The organism is Bordetella petrii, from assembly GCF_000067205.1.
GTDB classification, from domain to species: Bacteria; Pseudomonadota; Gammaproteobacteria; order Burkholderiales; family Burkholderiaceae_B; genus Bordetella_A; species Bordetella_A petrii.
Map to the genome: position 1 here is coordinate 3495766 of NC_010170.1, position 24794 is coordinate 3520559.

At 64.2% G+C, this 24794-nt stretch carries 21 protein-coding genes, 2 tRNA genes and 3 rRNA genes; 13 read left to right on the forward strand and 13 right to left on the reverse strand.

Translation table 11 applies throughout. The features are described from left to right. The first annotated feature begins 49 nt into the window (after window positions 1-49). The 3 genes from BPET_RS16875 to BPET_RS16885 are packed head-to-tail and all read left to right on the forward strand — an operon-like array spanning window position 50 to window position 2154. On the forward strand, window positions 50-1429 hold the full coding sequence (locus tag BPET_RS16875) for an MFS transporter (RefSeq protein ID WP_231852608.1): 1380 nt from the start codon (window positions 50-52) through the stop codon (window positions 1427-1429). A 48-nt stretch (window positions 1430-1477) separates the two neighbouring features. After that, the gene (locus BPET_RS16880; protein WP_012250230.1) at window positions 1478-1750 is read left to right on the forward strand and encodes a GNAT family N-acetyltransferase; all 273 of its coding nucleotides are present in this window, start codon (window positions 1478-1480) and stop codon (window positions 1748-1750) included. Continuing rightward, on the forward strand, window positions 1750-2154 hold the full coding sequence (locus tag BPET_RS16885) for a YchJ family protein (protein WP_012250231.1): 405 nt from the start codon (window positions 1750-1752) through the stop codon (window positions 2152-2154). The genes BPET_RS16880 and BPET_RS16885 overlap by 1 nt, the downstream gene beginning before the upstream one ends. A gap of 88 nt (window positions 2155-2242) precedes the next feature. Here the strand turns inward: BPET_RS16885 and BPET_RS16890 are convergent, their stop codons facing one another. The 6 genes from BPET_RS16890 to BPET_RS16915 all read right to left on the reverse strand — a co-directional run bounded on the left by BPET_RS16890 (window position 2243) and on the right by BPET_RS16915 (window position 8199). Continuing rightward, window positions 2243-2563: a hypothetical protein gene (locus BPET_RS16890; protein WP_012250232.1), complete on the reverse strand. Its 321-nt coding sequence runs from the start codon at window positions 2561-2563 to the stop codon at window positions 2243-2245. A 300-nt stretch (window positions 2564-2863) separates the two neighbouring features. Then, window positions 2864-2977 (reverse strand): 5S ribosomal RNA (gene rrf, locus BPET_RS16895). A gap of 165 nt (window positions 2978-3142) precedes the next feature. Further along, window positions 3143-6025 (reverse strand): 23S ribosomal RNA (locus BPET_RS16900). Between the two features lie 291 nt (window positions 6026-6316). Beyond that, window positions 6317-6392: transfer RNA gene (locus BPET_RS16905), tRNA-Ala, on the reverse strand. Window positions 6393-6451: 59 nt separating this feature from the next. Then, window positions 6452-6528, reverse strand: a tRNA-Ile gene (locus BPET_RS16910). Window positions 6529-6668: 140 nt separating this feature from the next. Next, window positions 6669-8199 (reverse strand): 16S ribosomal RNA (locus tag BPET_RS16915). Together the 16S, 23S and 5S rRNA genes with 2 tRNA genes alongside form the textbook arrangement of a ribosomal RNA operon. Window positions 8200-8263: 64 nt before the next feature. Between BPET_RS16915 and BPET_RS26680 the strand changes: the two genes are divergently transcribed. Then, the gene (locus BPET_RS26680) at window positions 8264-8488 is read left to right on the forward strand and encodes a hypothetical protein (protein WP_151208934.1); all 225 of its coding nucleotides are present in this window, start codon (window positions 8264-8266) and stop codon (window positions 8486-8488) included. 309 nt (window positions 8489-8797) lie between these two features. On the opposite strand, the gene BPET_RS16920 is transcribed toward BPET_RS26680, so the two are convergent. After that, on the reverse strand, window positions 8798-9064 hold the full coding sequence (locus BPET_RS16920) for a hypothetical protein (RefSeq protein ID WP_158310085.1): 267 nt from the start codon (window positions 9062-9064) through the stop codon (window positions 8798-8800). Between the two features lie 86 nt (window positions 9065-9150). On the opposite strand from BPET_RS16920, the gene BPET_RS16925 reads away from it, so the two are divergent. Then, on the forward strand, window positions 9151-10116 hold the full coding sequence (locus BPET_RS16925; RefSeq protein ID WP_012250234.1) for a LysR substrate-binding domain-containing protein: 966 nt from the start codon (window positions 9151-9153) through the stop codon (window positions 10114-10116). Window positions 10117-10229: 113 nt separating this feature from the next. After that, entirely contained in the window at window positions 10230-12665 is a 2436-nt protein-coding gene (locus tag BPET_RS16930) for a DUF3772 domain-containing protein (RefSeq protein ID WP_231852609.1), read from the forward strand. Here the strand turns inward: BPET_RS16930 and BPET_RS16935 are convergent. Continuing rightward, the gene (locus BPET_RS16935) at window positions 12640-14010 is read right to left on the reverse strand and encodes an aminotransferase-like domain-containing protein (RefSeq protein ID WP_012250236.1); all 1371 of its coding nucleotides are present in this window, start codon (window positions 14008-14010) and stop codon (window positions 12640-12642) included. The two genes, BPET_RS16930 and BPET_RS16935, sit on opposite strands and share 26 nt — an antisense overlap. A 174-nt stretch (window positions 14011-14184) precedes the next feature. Here BPET_RS16935 and dctP point away from each other — a divergent pair, with 174 nt between their 5' ends. The 4 genes from dctP to BPET_RS16955 all read left to right on the forward strand — a co-directional run bounded on the left by dctP (window position 14185) and on the right by BPET_RS16955 (window position 18447). Further along, entirely contained in the window at window positions 14185-15228 is a 1044-nt protein-coding gene (gene dctP, locus BPET_RS16940; protein ID WP_012250237.1) for a TRAP transporter substrate-binding protein DctP, read from the forward strand. 75 nt (window positions 15229-15303) lie between these two features. Next, the gene (locus BPET_RS16945; protein ID WP_012250238.1) at window positions 15304-15822 is read left to right on the forward strand and encodes a TRAP transporter small permease subunit; all 519 of its coding nucleotides are present in this window, start codon (window positions 15304-15306) and stop codon (window positions 15820-15822) included. Next, on the forward strand, window positions 15819-17129 hold the full coding sequence (locus tag BPET_RS16950; protein WP_012250239.1) for a TRAP transporter large permease: 1311 nt from the start codon (window positions 15819-15821) through the stop codon (window positions 17127-17129). The genes BPET_RS16945 and BPET_RS16950 overlap by 4 nt, the downstream gene beginning before the upstream one ends. A 37-nt stretch (window positions 17130-17166) precedes the next feature. Then, window positions 17167-18447: a hydroxymethylglutaryl-CoA reductase, degradative gene (locus BPET_RS16955; RefSeq protein ID WP_012250240.1), complete on the forward strand. Its 1281-nt coding sequence runs from the start codon at window positions 17167-17169 to the stop codon at window positions 18445-18447. Between the two features lie 31 nt (window positions 18448-18478). On the opposite strand, the gene BPET_RS16960 is transcribed toward BPET_RS16955, so the two are convergent. The 3 genes from BPET_RS16960 to BPET_RS16970 are packed head-to-tail and all read right to left on the reverse strand — an operon-like array spanning window position 18479 to window position 20528. After that, window positions 18479-19240 (reverse strand): TSUP family transporter, encoded by a 762-nt coding sequence (locus tag BPET_RS16960; RefSeq protein ID WP_012250241.1) that lies wholly within the window; start codon window positions 19238-19240, stop codon window positions 18479-18481. A gap of 50 nt (window positions 19241-19290) precedes the next feature. Continuing rightward, complete coding sequence (locus BPET_RS16965) at window positions 19291-20169, reverse strand: EamA family transporter (RefSeq protein WP_012250242.1); 879 nt, start codon at window positions 20167-20169, stop codon at window positions 19291-19293. Window positions 20170-20228: 59 nt separating this feature from the next. Next, window positions 20229-20528, reverse strand: a complete 300-nt coding sequence (locus tag BPET_RS16970) for a YciI-like protein (RefSeq protein WP_041863027.1) — start codon at window positions 20526-20528, stop codon at window positions 20229-20231. Between the two features lie 77 nt (window positions 20529-20605). Here BPET_RS16970 and BPET_RS16975 point away from each other — a divergent pair, with 77 nt between their 5' ends. Further along, a complete protein-coding gene (locus BPET_RS16975; RefSeq protein WP_012250244.1) occupies window positions 20606-20896 on the forward strand; it encodes an antibiotic biosynthesis monooxygenase family protein in 291 nt (96 codons plus the stop codon). A 15-nt stretch (window positions 20897-20911) separates the two neighbouring features. Here the strand turns inward: BPET_RS16975 and BPET_RS16980 are convergent, their stop codons facing one another. Beyond that, window positions 20912-21544 carry a homoserine/threonine efflux transporter gene (locus tag BPET_RS16980; RefSeq protein WP_041863028.1) on the reverse strand — a complete coding sequence of 211 codons (633 nt, stop codon included), beginning with the start codon at window positions 21542-21544 and terminating at the stop codon, window positions 20912-20914. A gap of 7 nt (window positions 21545-21551) precedes the next feature. Further along, window positions 21552-22472 (reverse strand): LysR family transcriptional regulator, encoded by a 921-nt coding sequence (locus tag BPET_RS16985; RefSeq protein ID WP_012250246.1) that lies wholly within the window; start codon window positions 22470-22472, stop codon window positions 21552-21554. Between the two features lie 104 nt (window positions 22473-22576). On the opposite strand from BPET_RS16985, the gene BPET_RS16990 reads away from it, so the two are divergent. Together BPET_RS16990 and BPET_RS16995 are read left to right on the forward strand one after the other, a co-directional pair. Continuing rightward, complete coding sequence (locus BPET_RS16990) at window positions 22577-23719, forward strand: muconate/chloromuconate family cycloisomerase (protein ID WP_012250247.1); 1143 nt, start codon at window positions 22577-22579, stop codon at window positions 23717-23719. A 70-nt stretch (window positions 23720-23789) separates the two neighbouring features. Continuing rightward, window positions 23790-24770 (forward strand): tripartite tricarboxylate transporter substrate binding protein, encoded by a 981-nt coding sequence (locus tag BPET_RS16995; RefSeq protein ID WP_012250248.1) that lies wholly within the window; start codon window positions 23790-23792, stop codon window positions 24768-24770. The last annotated feature ends 24 nt before the right edge of the window (window positions 24771-24794 follow it).

The window sequence follows — 24794 nt, forward strand, 5'->3', positions numbered from 1 at the left end:
AGGGAAATCACCTGTCATGCGTACCACTTGCCCTTCTTCTGCACTAACCGTGAGCGCGCCCGCGGCGAGCTCAGCCTTTTTCCCCTTGCTGGCCCTGGCCATCGGCTGCGTCATGGCCATGCTGGACGTCACCGTAGTCAATGTGGCCCTGCCCAGCATCGGCGCCCAGCTCGGCACGCCGCTCAGCGGCCTGGTGTGGATTATCGACGGCTACACCCTGGCGTTCGCCGCCCTGCTGCTCGCGGCCGGGGCCTTGTCCGACCACTACGGCGCACGGCCCGTGTACCTGGCGGGCCTGGCGCTGTTCACATTGGCCTCACTGCTTTGCGGCGCCGCGCCCAGCACCGGCCTGCTGGTCACCGCGCGGTTGCTGCAAGGCGTGGGCGCGGCCCTGTTCATGCCCAGCTCGCTCAGCCTGCTCATGCACGCCTACCAGGTGCCCGAGGTGCGCGGACGCATGCTGGCGGCCTGGTCCGCCATCATCACCGTAGCCGCCACCGCCGGGCCGCTGGCGGGCGGCATGCTGATCGATCTGTTCGGCTGGCGCAGCATTTTTCTGATCAACCTGCCGCTCGGACTGGCGGGCCTGTGGCTGGCGCGCGCGCATCTGGAGTCACCCGCGGCGCGGCCGCGGCCGCTGAACCCCGGCAACCACCTGCTGGGCATCGGCATGCTGGGGCTGGCAAGCTATGCGCTGATCCAGGGCAACGTATACGGCTGGACGGCGCCGCGCATCGTGACAGCCGGCGTGCTGGCCTTGGCTTGCGGCGCGGCACTGCTGGCGCGCGAACGGCGTCATCCTCATCCCATCGTGCCGCGCGCCCTGGCGCAAACGCCCGGCTATCTTGCCACCAACACCTATGGCTTTCTGGTCAGCTTCTCGGTGTACGGCCTGATCTTCCTGCTCAGCCTGTATGTGCAGCAAGCCCTGGGAGCCGACGCATTGCAGGCCGGCCTGAAGCTGCTGCCCGTGTTCGGCGTGTTCTCGATCGGCAACCTGGCCGCCGGGCGGCTGGCTGTCCGCTGGGGCGCACGGGCCACCATGCTGGTTGGCGCGGCCATCGGGGCGTTGGCCGCCATCGCCACCGCCATACTGTGCGCACCCGACTCGCCCTATTTGCTACTGGTGATCCTGCTGGGCGTAGGCAACCTGGCCACCGGCGCGGCCATTCCAGCCATGACGGCGCTGGCCCTGCAAATCGGCGGCGCCGCGCACGCGAACAGCGCCGCGGCGGCCCTCAACGCCAATCGCCAGGCGGGCGCCCTGGTAGGGGTGGCAGCCATCGGCGGCGTGCTGCACACGCTGCCAGACTGGCACGCCAGCCTGCCAACCGCCATGCTCCTCATCGCGGCAGCCTATGCGGGCAACGTCATGATCGCTGCACGCTACCTGCCGCGAAGCGCTGGCCAGCCCGCTCCCGCGCCGTAAAATGGGTCGTCTCCATCCCATTTCTATTACTGCAGGCCTGCCCACTCCATGTCCGACATCCAACATCACGAGCAACAAGGCCGCTTCGACATCCATGTCGACGGCCAGCAGTGCGTTCTGGACTATCAACTGCGCGATGGCACCATGGCCATCTTGCACACCGGCGTTCCGCCGGCCGTGGAAGGCCGCGGCATCGCCGGCCGGCTGACCCGCGCCGCGCTCGATACGGCGCGCCAGAGGGGCTGGCGCGTGCAGCCCATATGCTCGTACGCCGTGGCGTACCTGGCGCGCCACCCCGAATACCAGGATCTGGCAGCCTGATGGGCAAGCCCGCGCCGGCGGGGCCGCAAGCCTGCCCGTGCGGCAGCGGCCTGGCCTATTCCGCCTGCTGCGAGCGCTGGCACCGTGGGCCCCAGCATCTGCAGGCGCCCACGGCCGAGGCCCTGATGCGCTCGCGCTATAGCGCCTTCGTGCTGGATGCCCTGCAGTACCTGCTGGACACCTGGCATCCCGACACCCGCCCCGCCGGGCTCGACCCCAATCCCCCCGACCTGAAATGGCTGGGCCTGCAGGTCAGGCAACACAACCAGCAAGACGCCAATCACGCCAGCGTCGAGTTCGTGGCGCGCTGCCGCCAAGGCGGCCGAGCCACCCGCCTGCACGAAATCAGCCGCTTCGTGCGGCAAGAGGGCAGGTGGCTCTATCTCGATGGCCAGCATCTCTAGCCCGCCCGCCAGGCCAATGTGGCGCCCCGCCCATAACTACGTCACCGGCGCCGCCAGGGTCTTCGCAAACAGCCAAGGCGCGCGGGTCTCAAAGCCTGCCCGCCATACATTCGGAATAAATGCGCTCAGCTAGGCGCGCGGCCATCTGCTGCTGCTCGACTTCAGAGTAATACCTTTCTTCGTCATGAACTTGCGTGATCAGCGCACGCATCTTCTCGTCGTTTCCGGTCACGCTCATCATTTCGGCAATGGTGCCCCCATGCTGTTTGATGGTCAGCAACACGCCGGACAGCGCCGATTTTTTCTGGCATCGCTCAGCAATGGCAGTGTCGTTCGCCGGGGTGCCGGCAGCCGCGGCGTTTGCTGCCATGGCCATCGCGATGCATGTCTTCCATGTCTGCTGTTTCATGTCGAATTCCAAAACCGCTTCCCGCGAACAGGCTCATGCGGCGGCGGCCGCAATACGCCGGCTGGCGGCACGGCAATCGCGCCGATATGCAGTCAGGTTATCGAAACAAAAGGGCATCAGGATGATGGAACGCCCAGATCACATGCGCGGCCGCAAAAGCCGCGCGGATCACACTCCAGGCCCAGGCCACCCCATACACAGGTTGTGGCGATGTCGCGACGCTGCCGTTCGTCAACCGAACCCGGTAGCCACAAAGACAAAACCCCAGCACGAAGGGTGCTGGGGTTTTGGGGGATAAGAGCCTGACGATGACCTACTTTCACAGACGGGAAGTCCACTATCATCGGCGCGAAGGCGTTTCACTGTCCTGTTCGGGATGGGAAGGAGTGGGTCCACCTTGCTATGGTCGTCAAGCGTAGCTGGTTGGGGCGTTGCGGTCAGGCGCAACGCCACCGAATTGGGAAGAAGCACAGCGACCTGGGCAAGGTTGAAGTTGCGCAGGGGTTGTGAAGAAAGTTGTTGGAACGGCACTTGTATCGCTACGCGCTCATACCAGGTCTACAAAACCCGCAGAGTTATAGGATCAAGCCGCACGGGCAATTAGTATCGGTTAGCTCAACGCATTACTGCGCTTCCACACCCGACCTATCAACGTTCTGGTCTCGAACGACCCTTCAGGGGGGTCTAGCCCCCGGGATACCTAATCTTCAGACGAGTTTCCCGCTTAGATGCCTTCAGCGGTTATCTCTTCCGTACTTAGCTACCCGGCAATGCCATTGGCATGACAACCGGTACACCAGAGGTACGTCCACTCCGGTCCTCTCGTACTAGGAGCAGGCTCCGTCAAGTATCCAACGCCCACGGCAGATAGGGACCAAACTGTCTCACGACGTTTTAAACCCAGCTCACGTACCTCTTTAAATGGCGAACAGCCATACCCTTGGGACCGGCTACAGCCCCAGGATGAGATGAGCCGACATCGAGGTGCCAAACACCGCCGTCGATATGAACTCTTGGGCGGTATCAGCCTGTTATCCCCAGAGTACCTTTTATCCGTTGAGCGATGGCCCTTCCATTCAGAACCACCGGATCACTATGTCCTGCTTTCGCACCTGTTCGACTTGTCAGTCTCACAGTCAAGCACGCTTATGCCATTGCACTATCAGCACGATTTCCGACCGTACCTAGCGTACCTTCGAACTCCTCCGTTACGCTTTGGGAGGAGACCGCCCCAGTCAAACTGCCTACCATGCACTGTCCCCAATCCGGATAACGGACCAAGGTTAGAACCGCAAACAAACCAGGGTGGTATTTCAAGGTCGGCTCCACCGAATCTGGCGACTCGGTTTCTGCGCCTCCCACCTATCCTACACAGGCCGGTTCACAGTCCAATGCAAAGCTACAGTAAAGGTTCATGGGGTCTTTCCGTCTAGCCGCGGGTAGATTGCATCATCACAAACACTTCAACTTCGCTGAGTCTCAGGAGGAGACAGTGTGGCCATCGTTACGCCATTCGTGCAGGTCGGAACTTACCCGACAAGGAATTTCGCTACCTTAGGACCGTTATAGTTACGGCCGCCGTTTACCGGGGCTTCGATCAAGAGCTTGCACCCCATCACTTAACCTTCCGGCACCGGGCAGGCGTCACACCCTATACGTCGACTTTCGTCTTGGCAGAGTGCTGTGTTTTTAATAAACAGTCGCAGCCACCGATTCTCTGCGGCCCCTTCAAGCTCTGCGCGCAGGCGCATCACCCTACCGGGGCATACCTTCTCCCGAAGTTACGGTATCAATTTGCCGAGTTCCTTCTCCTGAGTTCTCTCAAGCGCCTTGGAATATTCATCCCGTCCACCTGTGTCGGTTTGCGGTACGGTCTCGTACAGCTGAAGCTTAGAGGCTTTTCTTGGAACCACTTCCAATCACTTCGCGAGACTTGCTCGCTCGTGCCACACCCTTGAATTTCGCGCCCGGATTTGCCTAAAGCGCCTTCTCCAATGCAGCAACAGGGACATCCAACACCCTGATGACCTTCCGCGATCCGTCCCCCCATCGCACTGTACGACGGTGCTGGAATATTAACCAGCTTCCCATCAGCTACGCATCTCTGCCTCGCCTTAGGGGCCGACTCACCCTGCGCCGATGAACGTTGCGCAGGAAACCTTGGACTTACGGCGAGGGGGCTTTTCACCCCCTTTATCGCTACTCATGTCAGCATTCGCACTTCTGATACCTCCAGCAGCCTTTACAAGCCACCTTCGCAGGCTTACAGAACGCTCTCCTACCGCGTGTACAAAGTACACACCCGCAGCTTCGGTTTATCGCTTGAGCCCCGTTACATCTTCCGCGCAGGACGACTCGATCAGTGAGCTATTACGCTTTCTTTAAAGGATGGCTGCTTCTAAGCCAACCTCCTGACTGTCTATGCCTTCCCACTTCGTTTCCCACTTAGCGATAATTCGGGACCTTAGCTGGCGGTCTGGGTTGTTTCCCTCTTGAGTCCGGACGTTAGCACCCGGTGCTCTGTCTCCCAAGCTGGACTTGCGGGTATTCGGAGTTTGCCATGGTTTGGTAAGTCGCCATGACCCCCTAGCCATAACAGTGCTCTACCCCCCGCAGTCATACTTGAGGCACTACCTAAATAGTTTTCGGAGAGAACCAGCTATTTCCAGATTTGTTTAGCCTTTCACCCCTATCCACAGCTCATCCCCTAGTTTTTCAACACTAGTGGGTTCGGTCCTCCAGCACGTGTTACCGTGCCTTCAACCTGGCCATGGGTAGATCATCTGGTTTCGGGTCTACACCCAGCGACTGATTCGCCCTATTCGGACTCGCTTTCGCTACGCCTTCCCTATTCGGTTAAGCTCGCCACTGAATGTAAGTCGCTGACCCATTATACAAAAGGTACGCCGTCACCCCATAAAGAGGCTCCGACTGTTTGTATGCATACGGTTTCAGGATCTATTTCACTCCCCTTCCGGGGTTCTTTTCGCCTTTCCCTCACGGTACTGGTTCACTATCGGTCGATCACGAGTATTTAGCCTTGGAGGATGGTCCCCCCATCTTCAGACAGGATTTCACGTGTCCCGCCCTACTTCTCTTACGCCTAGTTCCACCAGCCAGATTTCGTCTACAGGGCTATCACCTGCTACGGCCGGGCTTTCCATCCCGTTCGACTACCTGATTGGCTAAATCGTAAAGGCTACTCCGATTTCGCTCGCCACTACTTTCGGAATCTCGGTTGATGTCTTTTCCTCGAGCTACTGAGATGTTTCAGTTCACCCGGTTCGCCTCCACTGGCCTATGTATTCAGCCAGGGATACTGCTTGCGCAGTGGGTTTCCCCATTCGGACATCTGCGGATCAAAGCTTGTTTGCCAGCTCCCCGCAGCTTTTCGCAGGCTACCACGTCCTTCTTCGCCTGTGATCGCCAAGGCATCCACCATATGCACTTAGTCGCTTGATCCTATAACACTACCGTCTTATAGGACGCTGATATGTTTCGCGTTTGTGCCGTTCATAAGTTTCAAAGCAGCTCTGACAATACTGCCGCCAGACCTTGAGACTTGGAACTAAATCTATGCAATCACAACCCGTGCTCATTTTTCATCGGCTCGCGCCAATTACTACATGAACACACTTTCGTTGTGCTTCTTCCACTTTGTTAAAGAACTATGTATAGCCTTCCATCGGGTCCTAAAACCCAACGCCCAGCACTGACTCGCAGCACTCGCCGTTGGACTCTCGCAAACGTCGTTGGTGGAGGTGAACGGGATCGAACCGATGACATCCTGCTTGCAAAGCAGGCGCTCTCCCAGCTGAGCTACACCCCCATACCCGCCGCAATCACGACAGCAACCTTGCGGCCACCACCACCTCCTGCGCAGATACCTGGTGGGTCTGGTTGGATTCGAACCAACGACCCCCGCCTTATCAAGACGGTGCTCTAACCGACTGAGCTACAGACCCAAAACCCTCTTCGGATCAGCAGTCAGGATCGCAGCACGGCAGAGGATCTCTCCCGCACCCCACGCTCACAACCGATCCCTCGCTACACATTTCAACAACCGATAAGCGTGGACGCTTCAAGCCATGCCGCCTTCGCTCTTAAAGGAGGTGATCCAGCCGCACCTTCCGATACGGCTACCTTGTTACGACTTCACCCCAGTCATGAATCCTACCGTGGTAATCGCCCCCCTTGCGGTTAGGCTAACTACTTCTGGTAAAACCCACTCCCATGGTGTGACGGGCGGTGTGTACAAGACCCGGGAACGTATTCACCGCGACATGCTGATCCGCGATTACTAGCGATTCCGACTTCACGCAGTCGAGTTGCAGACTGCGATCCGGACTACGATCGGGTTTCTGGGATTGGCTCCCCCTTGCGGGTTGGCAGCCCTCTGTCCCGACCATTGTATGACGTGTGAAGCCCTACCCATAAGGGCCATGAGGACTTGACGTCATCCCCACCTTCCTCCGGTTTGTCACCGGCAGTCTCATTAGAGTGCCCTTTCGTAGCAACTAATGACAAGGGTTGCGCTCGTTGCGGGACTTAACCCAACATCTCACGACACGAGCTGACGACAGCCATGCAGCACCTGTGTTCCGGTTCTCTTGCGAGCACTGCCAAATCTCTTCGGCATTCCAGACATGTCAAGGGTAGGTAAGGTTTTTCGCGTTGCATCGAATTAATCCACATCATCCACCGCTTGTGCGGGTCCCCGTCAATTCCTTTGAGTTTTAATCTTGCGACCGTACTCCCCAGGCGGTCAACTTCACGCGTTAGCTGCGCTACCAAGGACCGAAGTCCCCAACAGCTAGTTGACATCGTTTAGGGCGTGGACTACCAGGGTATCTAATCCTGTTTGCTCCCCACGCTTTCGTGCATGAGCGTCAGTGTTATCCCAGGAGGCTGCCTTCGCCATCGGTGTTCCTCCGCATCTCTACGCATTTCACTGCTACACGCGGAATTCCACCTCCCTCTGACACACTCTAGCCCGGTAGTTAAAAATGCAGTTCCAAGGTTAAGCCCTGGGATTTCACATCTTTCTTTCCGAACCGCCTGCGCACGCTTTACGCCCAGTAATTCCGATTAACGCTTGCACCCTACGTATTACCGCGGCTGCTGGCACGTAGTTAGCCGGTGCTTATTCTGCAGGTACCGTCAGTTGCCCCAGGTATTAGCCAGAGCCGTTTCTTTCCTGCCAAAAGTGCTTTACAACCCGAAGGCCTTCATCGCACACGCGGGATGGCTGGATCAGGGTTGCCCCCATTGTCCAAAATTCCCCACTGCTGCCTCCCGTAGGAGTCTGGGCCGTGTCTCAGTCCCAGTGTGGCTGGTCGTCCTCTCAAACCAGCTACGGATCGTCGCCTTGGTAGGCCTTTACCCCACCAACTAGCTAATCCGATATCGGCCGCTCCAATAGTGCGAGGCCCGAAGGTCCCCCGCTTTCCCCCGTAGGGCGTATGCGGTATTAGCTACGCTTTCGCGTAGTTATCCCCCGCTACTGGGCACGTTCCGATACATTACTCACCCGTTCGCCACTCGCCGCCAGACCGAAGTCCGCGCTGCCGTTCGACTTGCATGTGTAAAGCATCCCGCTAGCGTTCAATCTGAGCCAGGATCAAACTCTTCAGTTCAATCTCTGTAGTTCGCGCACCACTGCCGAAGCAGCGGCACTTCGCTCAAAGAAAATGAGGTTCCTTGAATGATCCAACATCTCTGTTTGACATTCTTGGTACTTCACTTCTATGTGAGCGCCTGATTTCTCTTTGGCTCGCAGCCTTTCGAAAAAGACCGCGCGGCCGCATCACTCAAGCGCCCACACTTATCGGTTGTTTTGTTGTTAAAGAACGAGATACTGCGCTTGCCGATCGCTGCGGTGCAGTTCGATCAGCACAGAAACGAGATTATGAGGCCTTTTTTTGACCCTGTCAAATCAGCATCACTGCTTTGACCGACTCGCTCCTGCTTACTGCTCTTGCCAACTTCGCTTCGCCAAGCCCACAATTTGTAAGGGTTAACCCGAACAACATTGCTAACTGCGAAGCCCGAAATCTTAACACGATTTTTGCAGCTTGTGCAACAACCCCTGGGCCATCGCACCGCCGCCGTGTCCTTGACTGCGGCCCCGCTGCCTGGACAAAACCGCGTCTCGGCAGCGAAGGAGCGAGACTATACACGAAATTCGCGCCCCCTGCCGCCGGCCACTCATTACCTGTAAACCACCTGGTAAATCTAGATGCTTAGCCACCGCTTGCGCCGGCTCTCTTCTATTTGCCGCTGGATTTCGCTTTCGCGCAGCGCCCAGGCCGGCGCGCCGATGTCGTCCAGCATGTGCGGGTCGAGATCTTTGAGCAAGGTCGCCGTGTGCCGGCAGGCGCGCTGCGCCTGAATGGATTGCCACCAGGCCAGGCTGGCCCGGCGCCAGGCCGCCAGCCAGGTGATCGTCAGGCCGGAAAACAGCGGCATTGTGTTGGCATTGAGTAGAGGTTGCGATTCCATGCTGGTCTCCCATATCTGCACACTGGTAAGCGTATAAGCCCAGAAACCGCCTGTGAATCGCATTGTTCTACCCATATTGGTCGGTTATGCTTACCAGCATGAGCCGCCTGCCTCTTAACACCCTGCCCGCCTTCCGTGCCGTGGCTGAACTGCAGAACCTGCGCGCCGCCGCCGAGCGCCTGCACCTGACCCATAGCGCCATCAGCCAGCAGATACGCGGCCTGGAGGAACAGCTGGGATTCGAGCTGTTTGACCGGCGCGGCCGGCGCGTGGTGCTCAACAGCGCAGGCGAAGCGCTGCTGCGCAGCGTTCAGTGCGCCCTGGCCCAGCTGGACGATGGCGTACAAGCCGCGGCGTCGGTGGCGCGCGGGGCCGGCCAGCGCCTGCGGGTATCGGTGCTGCCTTCTTTTGCCCAGCGCTGGCTGCTGCCGCGCATGGCGCGCTGGCACGAACGCCATCCCGGCCTGACCCTGGAAATCGAGACCTCGCAGCAGGTGGCCGACCTGCAACGCCAGGGCCTGCACGCGGCGCTGCGTTCGGGCAAGGGGCCGTGGCCCGGCGTGGTGTCCGACCCGCTGTTCGAGGACATCCACATGCCGCTTATCGTGCTGGCGTCGCCGGACGCCGCGCGGCAACTGGCCGACAACGGGCCGGAAACCCTGGCGCGCCAACCGCTGCTGGGCGACAAGGAGCTATGGCGGCAATGGTTCGCCGCCGCCGGCCTGATGGTGGACGTGACGCCGGTGGCCACCTTCAACGATGCCGGCCTGATGCTGCAGGCCGTGGAACAGGGCCTGGGCCTGGCGCTAAGCCGTGAACTGCTGGCGGCCGACGCCTTGTGCGCCGGTCGGCTGGTGAAGGTATCGCCCATCAGCGTGGATTTCGAGCCCGCCGATACGTATCATCTGGTGTACCCGCCGATACTGCGCGATTGGCCGCCGCTATTGGCGCTGCGACAGTGGATTCGCGACGAACTGGAGCGCTCGCGCGACAGCCTGGCTTCGCCGCGCCGCGCCGCGGAATCACCCGGCAAAACTGAATCCAAACGTTGAGCCGGTAATGGCGTGTGTCCCAGGCGGGCATGCGCACAGGTTTTGTTGCATGCGGCCACGGCAGGCTTGCTATGCTGCGCGGTCGGAAAGAGGAGCGCGAGGTTCTCTCTATCATGATGCTGCTCCAATGCGCACGACGCATTTCCTGGCGGCGGCTATGGGCGGCTCTGCTGCTCTGCCTGCTGGCCACTATGGCCGTTTCGGCAATCGCCCAGCCCGAACACCCGCCCGAACGTCCGCCCGACGCCGCCGAAGCCGAGTCGGCGCTGGCCGATGCCCGCAAGCAGATCGACGAGATCCGCAAGCACCTGGAAGATGGCGGCGAAGACGCGCAACTGGTGCAGTGGCGCGCCGACGTGCTGGATATTCAATCGCGCGCCGACGCGCTGGCCGAGGCGCTGGCGCCGCAACTGGCCAGCATGACGGCGCGCCTGACCGAGCTGGGCGAGCCGCCAGCCGGCACGCGCGAGGCCCCCGACGTGGCGGCCCAGCGTGCGCAGTTGCAGAAAAGCAGCCGGGCGCTGGATTCGCAGACCAAGCTGGCGCGGCTGCTATCGGTGGAGGCCGCGCAGACCGCCGAGCAGATATCCACGTTGCGGCGCAACCAGTTCCAGGCCCGGCTGGGCGAGCGGCGCGACTCGCTGCTGGGCACATTGTTCTGGTCGGAATTGCAGGGCGACCTGCCGCGCGACCTGCGGCGGGTAGGACGCCTGGCTGATGATTTACAGCAGGCGGCCGCCGACACGCCGGACGGCGTCTGGGCGGCGTTGGCCCTGGCCATCGCCGCCGTGCTGCTGTTGCGGGCCGCCTGCAGCCGCCTGCTGGTCAGGCTGACCGCCACGCGCGTGCCGCCCGGCCGCCTGCGGCGCTCGTTTTTGGCCGTGAGCATCGTGGTGTTGGCGGTTGCCACGCCGGGCCTGGTTGCCGAACTGCTGCACATCGGCCTGACCTGGAACGATACCCTGCCAGACGACACCAACGACTTGCTGGGCAGCCTGGTGGCGGTGGTGTGTTTTGGCGGTTATGTGGCCGGGTTGGGCCACGCGCTGTTGTCGCCCGAGCGTTCCACCTGGCGCCTGCCCGTCATTCACGACCGCGTCGCGCATGGGCTGCGCCACTTGCCGGTTGCACTGGGCATGCTGGTGGTGGCGATCTGGCTGGCCGACCAGTTGCCCGTTCTACTCAACGCCAGCCTGACCACCACCATTTGCGTGGCTTCGCTGGCCGCGCTGGCGCTGGCCGCCACGCTGGCGTGGGGGCTGCGCCGCTGTACGAGCCTGCACCGGCAGGCGCGCCAGGCCGACGAAGACGGCCGGGTGGCGCCGCGCCCGTTCTGGGTGTCGGTGCTGGTGGCCGTGACGTGGGCCGTGCTTATTACCAGCGTCGTCAGCCTGCTGGCGGGATACGCGGCGTTCGGCAGCTTTATCGTCAAGCAAGTGTTGTGGACGCTTGCCATTCTATGTTCGGCGTATCTGTTGTCGGTGCTGATCGAAGACGGCTTCGGCACCCTGCTGGCCTCTACGGCCCACGACGACGAAGGACGCAACCGGCTGCGCGGGCAGGTGGCCGTGCTGCTGTCGGGCGCCGCGCGTGTGGCGGTCGTGCTGTTCGCCGCAACCCTGCTGCTGGCACCCTTTGGCGAAGGCCCGAGCGACCTGCTGCATCGCGTGAACCAGTTGCATAGCGGCCTGCAGATCGGCGAAGTGCACTTGCGCCCCGGCGCCCTGATGCAGGCGCTGCTGGTGTTGGCCCTGTGTCTGGTGGGCGTGCGGCTGCTCAAGCGCTGGCTAGCCAACCGTTATCTGCCCACCACCGAACTCGATCCGGGCATGCAATTGTCGGCTGCCACGCTGTTCGGCTACACCGGCGTGGTGGTGGCCGTGGCGCTGGCCCTGTCGGCGCTGGGCATCGGGCTGGAGCGCGTAGCCTGGATCGCCAGCGCGCTGTCGGTGGGAATCGGTTTCGGCCTGCAGGCGGTGGTGCAGAACTTTGTGTCGGGCCTGATCCTGCTGGCCGAACGGCCGGTCAAGGTGGGCGACTGGGTATCTCTGGGCGGTGTCGAGGGCGACATCCGGCGCATCAATGTGCGCGCCACCGAAATCCAGATGGCCGACCGATCGACCGTGATCGTGCCGAACTCGGAGTTCGTCACCAAGACCGTGCGCAACGTCACGCACGCCGATCCGCTGGGTCTGGTGCAGGTGAAGCTGCCCATGCCGCTGGATGCCGATGCGCCGCGCGTGCGCAAGCTGATGCTGGAAGCCTTCGCGGCGCACGAAGGCATTGTGGAGAACCCCGCCCCCGATGTGTTCCTGGAAGGCATCGAACACGGCCATCTGATGTTCAACGCGCGGGGCTATGTGGGATCGCCGCGCAATGCGTACGGGGTGCGCAGCGCGCTGCTGTACGACATTTTGCAGCGCATGGCGCAGGCCGGCCTGCCGCTCGCCTCGCCGTCGACGCTGGTGCTGGCGCGCCCGCCCGCGCGCGGCGATGCCGCCGCGCAGCCCGACGCATCGGACGCTAGCGCGCCAGGCGACGCTTCATGAACGCGAGAAAGCGCGGGTCGGTGGCGTAGGCAATGTTGACGCGCAACGCCGAGGTCAGCTGGCCGCGCTCGGGCATGAAGATCGCGCCCGGCGCCAGAAATATGCTGGCGTCGGACGCTTCGCTGGCCAGGGCCAGTTCGTCCTGCCCCGGTTTCAGGCGGGCCCACAAATAGAACCCGCCGCCCGGCGCGTACGGCAGGGCCAGTCCCACGCTTTTCAGGGCGGGCAGCGCCTCGCGCGTGGCGCGCTCCACGTGCGCCTTGAGGCGGCGCTGGTGCTTCAGGTACTGCCCGCTGGCGATCAAGTTGAAAACCAGGCGCTCGACGTAGTCGGATGTGCTGACCAGCGTTAGCATTTTCAGGTCGCACAGGGCGCCGGCCAGGGCGTTGTTGGCCGCCAGGTAGCCGACCCGCAGGCTGGCCGACAGGGTCTTGGAAAACGTGCCCACGTAGATGACGCGTTCCAGCTGGTCGAGCGTGGCCAGCCGCGGGCTGGCGGCGGGCAGGATGTCGGCGAAGGGGTCGTCTTCGACAATATAGAAACCGTACTGCGCGGCCGCCTGCAGCACCCGGTGCCCCACCGGCAGCGTCAGCGACCCGCCGGTGGGGTTGTGCGCCAGCGACTGGGTGAAAAACACTTTCGGCTTGAAGGCCGCGGCCTTCTGCGCCAGGTCGTCGAGATCGGGGCCATCGGCGCGGCGGCGCACGCCCACCAGTTTCACATTGGAAAAGCGCAGTTTGCCGAACAGGGGGTAGTAGCCAGGGCTGTCGACCAGCGCGACATCGCCGGGTTCGAGTAACTGCCGCGCCACCAGGTCCAGGGCGTGATTGGCGCCATGGGTCAACAGCACTTGCTCGGCGCCCGCCTGTATGCCGCGTTCGGCCAGCGCCACGGCGATGCGCTCGCGCAGCGGCTTGTATCCCCACGGATTGCCGTAGCCGTGGCCGATATCGGTGTCGCGCAACGCCTTGGCATTGCCGGCGGGACGTCCCAGGTCGAAGCGCTCCATCCATGACGGCGGCGGCCGGCCATCGCCGACCCGCACCTCGTAATGCTGGACCAGTTGTTCGCGCAGCAGCGATACGGTGTCGATCGCCTGCGCGACGTGGCGCGAACGCTGTGCCGAAGACAGCGCGCGGGTGACCGCCACGTAGTAGCCCGAACCGGGCCTGGCCTGCAGGTGTCCCATGGCCACCAGCCGGTCATAGGCATCGGCCATGGTGTTCTTGGACACGCCATGCTCGACGGCGCCGGCGCGCACCGAGGGCAGGCGCTGCCCCGGCTTGAGCGCGCCGCGGGCGATCAGGCCGGCGATTTGTTCAACGATTGTGCCCACGCGACTCATGGGGGCTCCTGCAGCGATGTTGAGTGTGCCTACTTCGTATCTGGGACAGTTTTGCAAGCTACCCGGAAACTGTACCTTGTTTTGTCCCGGTTTAGCGTTGATTATCCCATCTGCCCGATCGCGGGCCAGCCGACCGGCACGGCGGCGCCAGAACAGAACACATCAGGAGGAGATATGAAGACCATCGATCGCCGCTCGGCCATCAAGACCTTGGGCCTGGGCGCACTGGGCGCGGCCGGCATGTCAGCCGCGATGCCCGCGCACGCGCAACAAGCCGTGAACTGGCGCATGCAGGCGCTGTGGGACGGCGGCACCACGCCGCAAAAATTCGAAGAGCGCTTCGTCAAACGAGTCGCCGAGCTTACCGACGGCAAGTTCAAGATCGAACTGTTCTCGGCCGGCCAACTGGTTCCCGCCAACCAGGCTTTCGACGCCGTGCGCGGCGGGGCCTTCCAGATGATGAAGACCTTCGACGGCTACGAGGCCGGCAAGATTCCGGGCCTGGCCTTCACCAGCACGGTGCCGTTCGGCTTTCCGGAGCCCGACCAGTATGAAGCCTGGTTCTACGAGCTGGGAGGCCTGGAACTGGCGCGCGAGGCGTATGCGCCCGCGGGCCTGTACTACATCGCACCTACCGTCTATGGCCCCGAACCTATCCACTCGAAAGTGCCGCTCAAGACGATTGCCGACCTGCAAGGCAAGAAAGGCCGCTTCGTGGGACTGGCCTCGACCGTGATGGGCGCCCTGGGCGTGGCGGTGACGCCGCTGCCCACCAGCGAAGTGTATTCGGCGCTGGACAAGGGCGTGATCGACCTGGCAGACCGCGGCGACCTCACGGCCAACCTCGAGGCGGGCCTGGGCGAAGTCGCCAAGTACATCGTCATGCCCGGCCCGCACCAACCCACCACGGCAACCAGCTACGTGGCCAACCGGGCCGCCTACGAAAGCCTGCCCGCGCCCTATAAGGCCGCCCTGGCCGCGGCCGCGCGCGAAACCTCGGCGGCCCTGCGGCAGCACATTCTGGTGGCCGACGGCAAGGCGCTGGAGGCCTTCAAGGCGCAGGGCGTCACCGTGACGGCGTTCGACCCGGCCGAGCTGGCGAAGACGCGCGCGCAGGTGGCCGAGGTGTGGCAGAAGGCGGCCGGCAACAATGCCAACGCCGGCAAGATCCTGGAAAGCCAGATGGCTTTCCTGAAGCGCCTCGGCCTGCTCAGCTGAGCGCGCCGCGCGGGGCGGGCCGCACGCGGCCCGCCGCTACGCAGGCGCAGGCCTGCCCTATCAACCGAGACCTTCATGCCCCGAGCCATAAGCTGGTATGTCAAGCTGGTGACCGGGATCAACCGCGCGTTGTTCCTGGCGGTCGCCGGCCTGATGCTGATCATCGTTCCCGTCATGCTCTACGAAGTGACATCGCGCTACGTGTTTGGCGCGCCCACCACCTGGGGCATGGAGCTGGCGACGATGCTGTTCGGCCCCTACTTCCTGCTGGGCGGCCCCTACCTGCTGCACCTGCGCGGCCACGTCAACCTGGACCTGGTACGCCGCCGCCTGCCGCCGCACCGCATACGCCAGCTGGACCTGTTCAACCACCTGATCATCATGGCGTTCTGCGCCATTCTCGTGACGTACTCGCTGCCGCTGGCGCTGCAATCGCTGGCATTTCACGAGACCTCGTTCTCAGCCTGGAACCCGCCGGTGTGGCCGGTGAAGTTCACGGTGCCGCTGGCCGTGGTCCTGCTGGGCGCGCAAAGCCTGGCTGAATTCCTGCGCCTGCTGGCGCGCGACCCGGGCGCGCTGGAGGGCACGCCATGAGCTCGAACACCATTCTGGCCATTATGTTCGGCGGCCTGACGCTGCTGATGCTGACCGGACTGCCGATTGCCTTCGTGCTGGGCGGACTGTCGCTGCTGCTGACCGTCACGCTGTGGAACGCCGACGCCGTCGTGCTGATGGTGCTGCAGATATTCGACACCATGCGCTCGGAAGCACTGCTGGGCATCCCGCTGTATATCCTGATGGCCGGCATCCTGCAGCGCTCGGGCGTCATCGAAGACCTGTACCGCGCGATGGAACTGTGGTTCGGCCGGCTGCGCGGCGGCCTGGCGATCGGCACGGTCGTGATCTGCGTGATCATGGCGGCCATGACGGGCGTGGTCGGCGCCGCGGTGACCGCGATGGCCCTGCTGGCCATGCCCGAGATGCTGCGGCGCGGCTATGACCCCAAGCTGGTCACCGGCACTATTTGCGCGTCGGGCACGCTGGGCATCTTGATCCCGCCTTCGGTGCTGACCATCGTATATGCGGTGACCGCCCAGGTGTCCATTGGCAAGATGCTGATCGCGGGCATGGTGCCCGGCCTGATCCTGGCCACGCTGTACATCTTGTACATCCTGTATGTGGCGTATTTCCGCCCCGGCCAGGTGCCGCCCCCCACGGGCGAACGAGTGCCGTTCGGCGCCAAGCTGCGCAGCCTGCGCGCGGTGATCCTGCCGATACTGCTGATCGTGATGATCCTGGGGTCGATTTTCTTCGGCATCGCCACGCCTACCGAGGCGGCCGCAGTGGGCGTACTGGGCGCGGTGCTGGCCAGCGCGGTCCGGCGCCGGCTGACGGCGCGCGGCCTGAGCGAAGCGGCCATCGAGACGCTCAAGGCCACGGCGATGATCCTGTGGATCACCATCGGCGCCAAGGCGTATGTGGCGATCTTCACCGGCCTGGGCGGCGCCAACACCTTGATGGAGTTCATCCGCCACCTGGACATGCCGCCCTACGCGGTGCTGGCCGCGATGATGCTGATCCTGATCTTCCTGGGCACCGCGCTCGACGAGATCGGCATCATCTTGCTGACCGTGCCGGTGTTCCTGCCCATTGTGCGGCTGCTTGGTTTTGACGAGATCTGGTTCGGCGTGCTGTACGCCATCACGATCCAGACCGGCTACATCAGCCCCCCGTTCGGCTACACGCTGTTCTACATCAAGGGGCCGCTGCCGCCGCACCTGGGCATGGGCACGGTTTATCGCGGCGTCACGCCCTTCATGCTGCTGCAGATACTGGCCCTGCTGATATGCGCCGCGTTCCCCGGCCTGGTCACCTGGCTGCCGCGCCTGATGGCCCATTGACCCCTTCCCTTTCCGTTCGATACCTGGACACACTACCGTGAGCACAGACGCCAAGAATTCCCGCATTTCCGGTTTCCACAAAGACGACATCCCCACCCGGCTGGCCCGCGTGGCGGCATTCGCCGGGCTGGACGACGAGACCGTGCAGCACCTTGCCAACATGGGCAACCTGGATCCGCAGCTGGCCGACCGCCTGATCGAAAACGTAGTGGCCACGCTGAACGTGCCGATCGGCATCGCCACCAACATGAAGGTCGACGGCGAAGACGTGCTGGTGCCCATGGCGACCGAGGAATCGTCGGTGGTGGCGGCCGTGTGCAACGCGGCGCGCCAGTGCTACGACCAGGGCGGCTTCACGACGTCGATGTCCGGCTCGCTGATGATTGCCCAGGTGCAACTGGTGGATGTACCTGACGCCGCCCATGCCCGCATGCGCATTCTGGAGCACAAGGCCGAGGTCAAGGCCCTGTGCGACGACTGCGACCCGCTGCTGGTCAAGCTGGGCGGCGGCCTGCAGGACGTGGAAGTGCGCATCGTGGATGCGGCCGGCGGCCCCATGGTGGTCACGCACCTGATCGTGGACACGCGCGACGCCATGGGCGCCAACGCGGTCAACAGCATGGCCGAGAAACTGGCCCCGCACATCGAGTCGTGGACCGGCGGGCGCGTGTACCTGCGCATTCTGTCCAACCTGGCTGACCGCCGGCTGGCGCGCGCCCGCGCCGTCTGGACCTGCGACGCCATCGGCGGCGCCAGCGTGCGCGACGGCATCATCAGCGCCTACCGCTTCGCCGCCGCCGACCCCTACCGTGCCGCCACGCACAACAAGGGCATCATGAACGGCGTGTCGGCCGTGGTGCTGGCCACGGGCAACGATACTCGCGCCGTGGAGGCCGGCGCGCATGCGTATGCCGCGCGCAAGGGCTGGTATTCGAGCCTGACCGATTGGGAAGTGACCGCCGAGGGACACCTGGCCGGCACGCTGGAAATGCCCATGGCCGTGGGCCTGGTGGGCGGCGCCACCAAGCTGCATCCGACCGCGCGCGCCTGCCTGAAAATACTGGGCGTCTCGACCGCCGAGCGCCTGGCCCGCCTGATCGCGGCCGTCGGTCTGGCGCAGAATTTCTCGGCGCTGAAGGCGCTGGCCACCACCGGCATCCAGAAAGGGCACATGTCGCTGCATGCGCAGAATATCGCCATGATGGCCGGCGCCGTCGGCGACGAGATCGAGCCGGTGGCCAAGGCGCTGGTGGCGCAGGGCGCGGTGCGGGTGGACGTGGCCGAAGCCGAGCTGGCCCGGCTGCGCGGCCAGGGATGATACGGGCGCCGGGCCGAGGGTAGCCGGCCGGCTACCCTGCCAGGGCCCGCGTGGCGGGGATCAGCAGGCCCAGGCCCGCCAGCAGCAACAGCACGAACACCAGCCGCTTGACCGTGCGCACCGCCCCGGCAGACGCGTAACGGCGCACCAGCCAGGTCAGCCCCACCACCACCGGCAGCGCTTCCAGGCTCAGCCATAGCGGCGCGGCGCCCAGGCTGCCATGGCCCGCCACCAGCGCCAGGCGCAGCACCGCGTTTGACGAGAACAGCACCAGCAGGCTGTTGCGCACCAGCGGCAGGGGCAGCGGCTGGCGGTACATCTGGTACACCATGGGCGGGCCCGCGCTGGAAAACAGCCCGCCCAGCACGCCGGACAACACGCCGAACGAAATAAAGGACAGCCGCGAGGACACGCGCGGCAGCGGCCGCGTGCGCGTCACCAGCAAGATCGCGCAAGCCAGAATGGTCAGGCCCAGCAGCCAGCGCAACAGCAAGGCGGTGTTGCCGCTGATCCATTCCAGGGCGAATACCCCCAGCGCCACGCCGGCCAGGCTGCCCGCCAGCGGCGGCCGGATCAGCGACCAGCTCAGGTGCGAGCGGGCGCGCCCCAGCGCCACCAAGGCATTGGCCAGCGTCAGCATGCTGACCACATTCGAGACGTCGGGCAGAGGCGCCAGCGAGAACAGCCCGGTCAACCCCAGCAGCACCAGGCCGAAAGCGAACCCGGTCATGGTCTGGGCATAGGTGGCCAACGCCACGCACCCCAGAAACAGCAAATGATCCAGCCACGTCATACTACGACTACGACAACTGCCACAGGCGCGCGCGGGCGCGCCGCGCACTGCTACCGTCTGCCTCCCCGACTTGCATACATATTCAAAGACAGGCCGCCCAGCACCAGGCAAGCCGCGACGATTTTCCAGGGAGGCAGGGGCTCGTCCAGCAGCGCCGCCGACGCCAGGATGCCGAACACCGGAACCAGCAGCGCGGTTGGTGTCACGGTGGCGGCGGGATGGCGCGCCAGCAGCCAGCCCCACACCCCGAAGGCGAATACGGTATTGCCTGCCGCCTGCCAGAAAGCCGCCAGCCACGCCCACCCGCTGGCGTGCGCCAGCGCCTGCCCGATGCGCGCCGGGCCGTCCACCGCCAGGCTGATGAGCGCCAGCGGAATGATGGCGAACAGGCTGCTCCAGGCAGTGAACGCCACCATGTTCACCCGGCCCACGCCGCGCATCACCATGTTCGTGCAGCCCCACGCAAAACCGGCGGCCAGCACGATGCCCAGCCCCATCAGCGTGACCGCGGCAGCGGAATCGGTAGCGCTATGCCAGGCCACCACGCCATAGCCGGCAGTAGCCAGGACCAGCGCCCAGGCCTGCAGCGGCCGCACGCGCTCGCCGCCGAAAACCATGGACATGAGAATCGTGAAGAACACCTGCGACTGGATCACCAGCGAGGCCAGGCCGGGAGAGATGTCCTGCCGCATGGCCCAGTACAACAGCCCGAACTGCCCCACGCCCAGCAGCAGGCCGACGCGCGCCATGGCGCTCCAGGGCACCGCCGGCCGGCGCAGCACCAGCACCCATGGCAGCGCCGACAGCAGGAAGCGCAGCGTGGCGAACAGGAAAGCGGGGAACTCGGCCAGGCCCCACTTGATAACGACGAAATTGGTGCCCCAGATGAAAACGACGGTCAGCGCCAACAGCAGGTGGGACAGCGGCATGAATCAGGCAGGGGAGACGGGGCAAGGCCGCATCATACCCCTGCACGCCGCATCCGGCCTCAGGCAGGCACGGGATGCGCCGCCTGTTCGCCCACCACGGTGGTCCAGCGGCGCACGCGCCACTGCTTGACCAGACCGGCTTGCACGTAGGGATCGGCCTGGGCAAAAGCCTCGGCCACTGCCGGCGATTCGCCTTTGAACAGCAGCACCGCCTGGTCGGCCGGATCGGCCAGCGCGCCGCCCAGCACCAGCTCGCCGCGCGCCACGGCCTGGCGCGCCAGCGCCAGATGCGTATCGCGGAATTCGCCGCGGCGTTCGAGATAATCGGGCACCAGGTCGTAGAACAGCAGATAATGCATGGCAGCTCCTGCGCTAAATTGTCGAGACGGCTCGATCATACTTGCCGCTATCTTGCCCATCTACCCAAGGAATCCCGATGATCCAGGAAATTGCCAGCATTCTCGTCACCGCAGGCCACGAGGCCGACTTCGAGGCCGCAGTGGGCCAGGCCCGGCCGCTGTTCATGCGCGCCCGCGGATGCCATGGCGTGGCGCTGCACCGTTCGATCGAAAATCCGCAGCAGTACACCCTGGTGGTCGATTGGGAAACGGTAGAGAACCACATGGTGGATTTCCGCGAATCGGCCGACTTTCAGGAATGGCGCAAGCTGGTCGGGCCGCATTTTGCCGAAGCGCCCCAGGTGCACCACGAAACCAAGGTGCTGTAGGGCGGCGCGCGGCGCCTAGCGCCGCGTCCAGCCTTCGTAGGCGAGCCGCAGGCCGAACAGGGCCAGGCCGGCGCCCGCCAGGCATTCCAGCGCGCGCTGGCAGCGCAGATACGCGCGCCGCACCAGGGGCCGCGAGAACAAGTGGCACAGCAGCACTCGCCACAACAGCGACGCCGCCACCAGGGCCAGCCAGGCGGTGGCCTTGGCCCATGGCGGCGTATCAGGCCGCAGCGTCACGGAAAAGATGCCGGCAAAAAACAGGACCGTTTGCGGATTGGCCAGGTCGGTGCACAGGCCGCGCCGGAAATGGCGCCAGCCCGCGACGGGCTGTGGCGCGGACGCGACGGGCAGGCCATGCGTGCCGCTGCCGCGCAGCAACCGCCAGCCATACCAGGCCAGATAGGCGCCGCCCAGCATCTGGATGAAGGTGAACAGAGCACCACCGGCCGTGATCAGGGTGGCCATGCCGAATAATCCCAACCCGGAATAAAGGGCATCGCCGGTGGCCACTCCCAGGCCGGTCATGGCGCCGGCAGTCCTTCCTGCTGCCAGGCTGGCCTGCACCACGACCAGCAGGTTGGGGCCGGGGCTGAGGAACGTGAAGGCGAACAGCCCCACGGTCAGCAATACGGTGTGCAGGGGATCCATGCGCCTATTATGCCGCTGTGCAGCCGTGCCCGGCATGCGGATCCTGCGCGCCCGCCAGTTCCACCGCCAGCCGGATGGCGTCGGCCAGAAACGGCGAACGGTCGTCCTTGCGGCAACTGATGATAACCGGCGACACGAAAGAATCCGCATCCACCGGCACATGCGCGACGTCTGCGCGGTGCAGGCGCTGCACCGACGCCGGCACCAGCGTCACGCCCAGGCCGGCGGCCACCAGGCCAATGGCCGTCTGCAGTTCATTGGCCTCCTGGATCACGCGCGGCGCATGGCCGGCGGCGCGAAACAGCCCCAGCACATGATCGGCGTAGTTGGGCCGCGGCCGCGCGGGATACAGCACAAACGGCTGCTCGGCCAATTCGGCGATGCCAATGCGGCGGCTGCGCGCCAGCGGATGCCCCAGCGGCAATGCCGCCACCAGCGGCTCGGCCATCAACACGCGCCGCTCGATGGCGGGATCGTCGATCAGGATGCGGCCAATGCCCACATCGATGCGCCCTGCCTTCAACGCCTCGATCTGCGGCAAAGTGGTCATTTCGGCCAGGCCGACCTCGACGTGCGGATCGGCCTCGCGCAGGCGGCGGATCAGTTCGGGCACGAAACCATACAGGGTGGAAGGCACGAAACCCATGCCAAACCAGCGGCGCTTCGTGCGACCCAGGCGCCGCGTGCCCTGCACAATCTCGTCCAGGCGCTGCGTGAGCTGCAACGATTGCTCAAGCAAGAACCGGCCGGCCTCGGTCAGTTTCAGGGCGCGCGAACCGCGCTCGAACAACACGACGCCCAACTCGTCTTCCAACTGGCGGATCTGCCTGCTGAGCGGTGGCTGCGCGATATGCAGGCGCGCCGCCGCGCGGGTGAAGCTGCCCTCGCCTGCCACAGCCTGGAAGTAGCGCAGATGCCTGAGTTCCATAACGCACCTATACCTTAAAGGTATTGAAAGCAACCAATATAGTCTTGGACCGCTTGAAAATCGAGCCGCATACTTCAAATCAAGACTTACTGCTTATTTCAGGTATGGAAAGCATTCGCATCGAAACCGTCGAAGCCATTCTGGTGGATCTGCCCACCATCCGCGCCCACCAACTGGCCATGGCCGTCATGCAGCGCCAGACACTGGTGATCGTGCGCCTGCGCTGCAGCGACGGTGTCGAAGGGCTGGGCGAGGCGACGACCATAGGCGGCCTGAGCTACGGCGAAGAAAGCCCCGAAGGCATCAAGCTGGCCATCGACACGTACCTGGCGCCGGCCCTGGTCGGGCAGGACGCCACCAACGCGCGCGCGGCCCTGGCGCGGCTGGAAAAGGTGGCGCGCGGCAACCGTTTCGCCAAGTCGGCGCTGGAAACGGCCCTGCTCGACGCCCAGGGCAAGCGCCTGGACGTGCCCGTGGCCACCCTGCTGGGCGGCGCGGTGCGCTCTCGGCTGCCCGTGCTGTGGACCCTGGCCAGCGGCGATACGGCGCGCGACATCGACGAGGCCGAGGCGCTGCTGCAATCCCGCCGGCACAACACGTTCAAGCTGAAAATCGGCCGGCGCGACGTGGCGAGCGACGTGGCCCATGTATCGCGCATCAAGCAAGCCCTGGGCGACCGCGCCCGGGTGACGGTGGACGTTAACCAGGCCTGGGACGAGGCCGAGGCGGCCGGCGCCATCGCGCGGCTGGAAGCCGCCGGCGTTGACCTGATCGAACAACCTATTCCGCGCGCCAACCTGGCCGGCATGGCGCGGCTGGCGGCCCGCTTCGTGGTGCCCATCATGGCCGACGAAGCCGTGTGCACGCCGGAAGACGCGCTGGACATCGCGCGCCTGGGCGCGGCCGACGTGCTGGCGCTGAAAATCGCCAAGTCGGGCGGCATCCTGGAAATGGGACGCACCGCGGCCGTGGGCGACGCCGCGGGCATGGCGCTGTACGGCGGCACCATGCTCGAAGGCTCGATCGGCTCTGTTGCATCGGCGCACGGTTTTGCGACGCTGCCACGCCTGGCGTGGGGCACCGAGCTGTTCGGGCCGCTGCTGTTGAAAGACGACATCGTGGCGGTTCGCCCGGTGTACGACGACTTTTCGCTGGAACTGCCGGCCGGGCCCGGACTGGGCCTGGCGCTGGACGAGGACAAGCTGGCGTTTTACCGGCGCGACCGCGCCGCGGCACGCGGCGCTTGAATCACCGCTGCCTGGCGTCCGTTATTCGCACGCCCCGGGTTTTCAATAGATTTACACAGGAGACACCATAATGAATACCGTTTTGTCGAAACCGCTGGCGGCGCTGTGCGCGGCAACCGCGCTGCTCGGCGCGGCGTCGGCGGCGCAGGCCGAATACCCCGAGCGCGCCGTGACCTGGGTGGTGCCCTTCCCGCCCGGCGGCGCGATGGACAACATCGCCCGCACCCTGGGCGAAGCCATGGGCAGGCAGCTGGACACCTCGTTCGTGATCGAGAATCGCGCCGGCGCGGGCGGCAACATCGGCGCCGCCATGGTGGCGCGCGCCAAGCCCGACGGCTACACCATTCTGATCGTGGCCAATGGCATGGCCGTGAACCCGGCCCTGTACTCCAACCTGAACTACGACCCGCAAGCTGACTTCGCGCCGATCTCGCTGCTGGCGGTCGTGCCCAACGTTCTGGTCACCAACCCGCAACGCACCGGCGCCACCAGCGTGGCCGACGTAATCGCCAAAGCCAAGGCCAAGCCCGGCGCCTACACCTTTGCCTCGGCCGGCGTGGGCACCTCGATCCACCTGGCCGGCGAACTGTTCGTGTCGATGGCGGGCATCGACATGCTGCACGTGCCTTACAAAGGCAGCGGCCCGGCGGTCGCGGACCTGCTGGGCGGGCAGGTGGACTACATGTTCGACAGCATCACGTCGGCCAAGCCGCACATCGTGTCGGGCAAGCTGACCGCGCTTGCGGTCACCACGGCCAAGCGTTCGGCCGCGTTGCCCGACGTGCCCACCGTGGCCGAAGCCGGCCTGCCCGGCTACGAGCTCACGCCCTGGTTCGCCGCCTTCGCGCCGGCCGGCACGCCGCCCGAAATTGTGGCCAAGCTCAACGCATCGATGCGCCAGGCGCTGGACGATCCCAAGGTCAAGGCCACGCTGGATTCGATCGGCGCCGAACCGATCGGCAGCAGTTCCGAAGAATTGAAGACCTACCTGGCCAAGGAAGCGGTGCAGGGCAAGAAGCTGGTCGAAGAACGCAACATCAAGCTGCAGTAAGGCCGCACGCCGATTCCAATATCC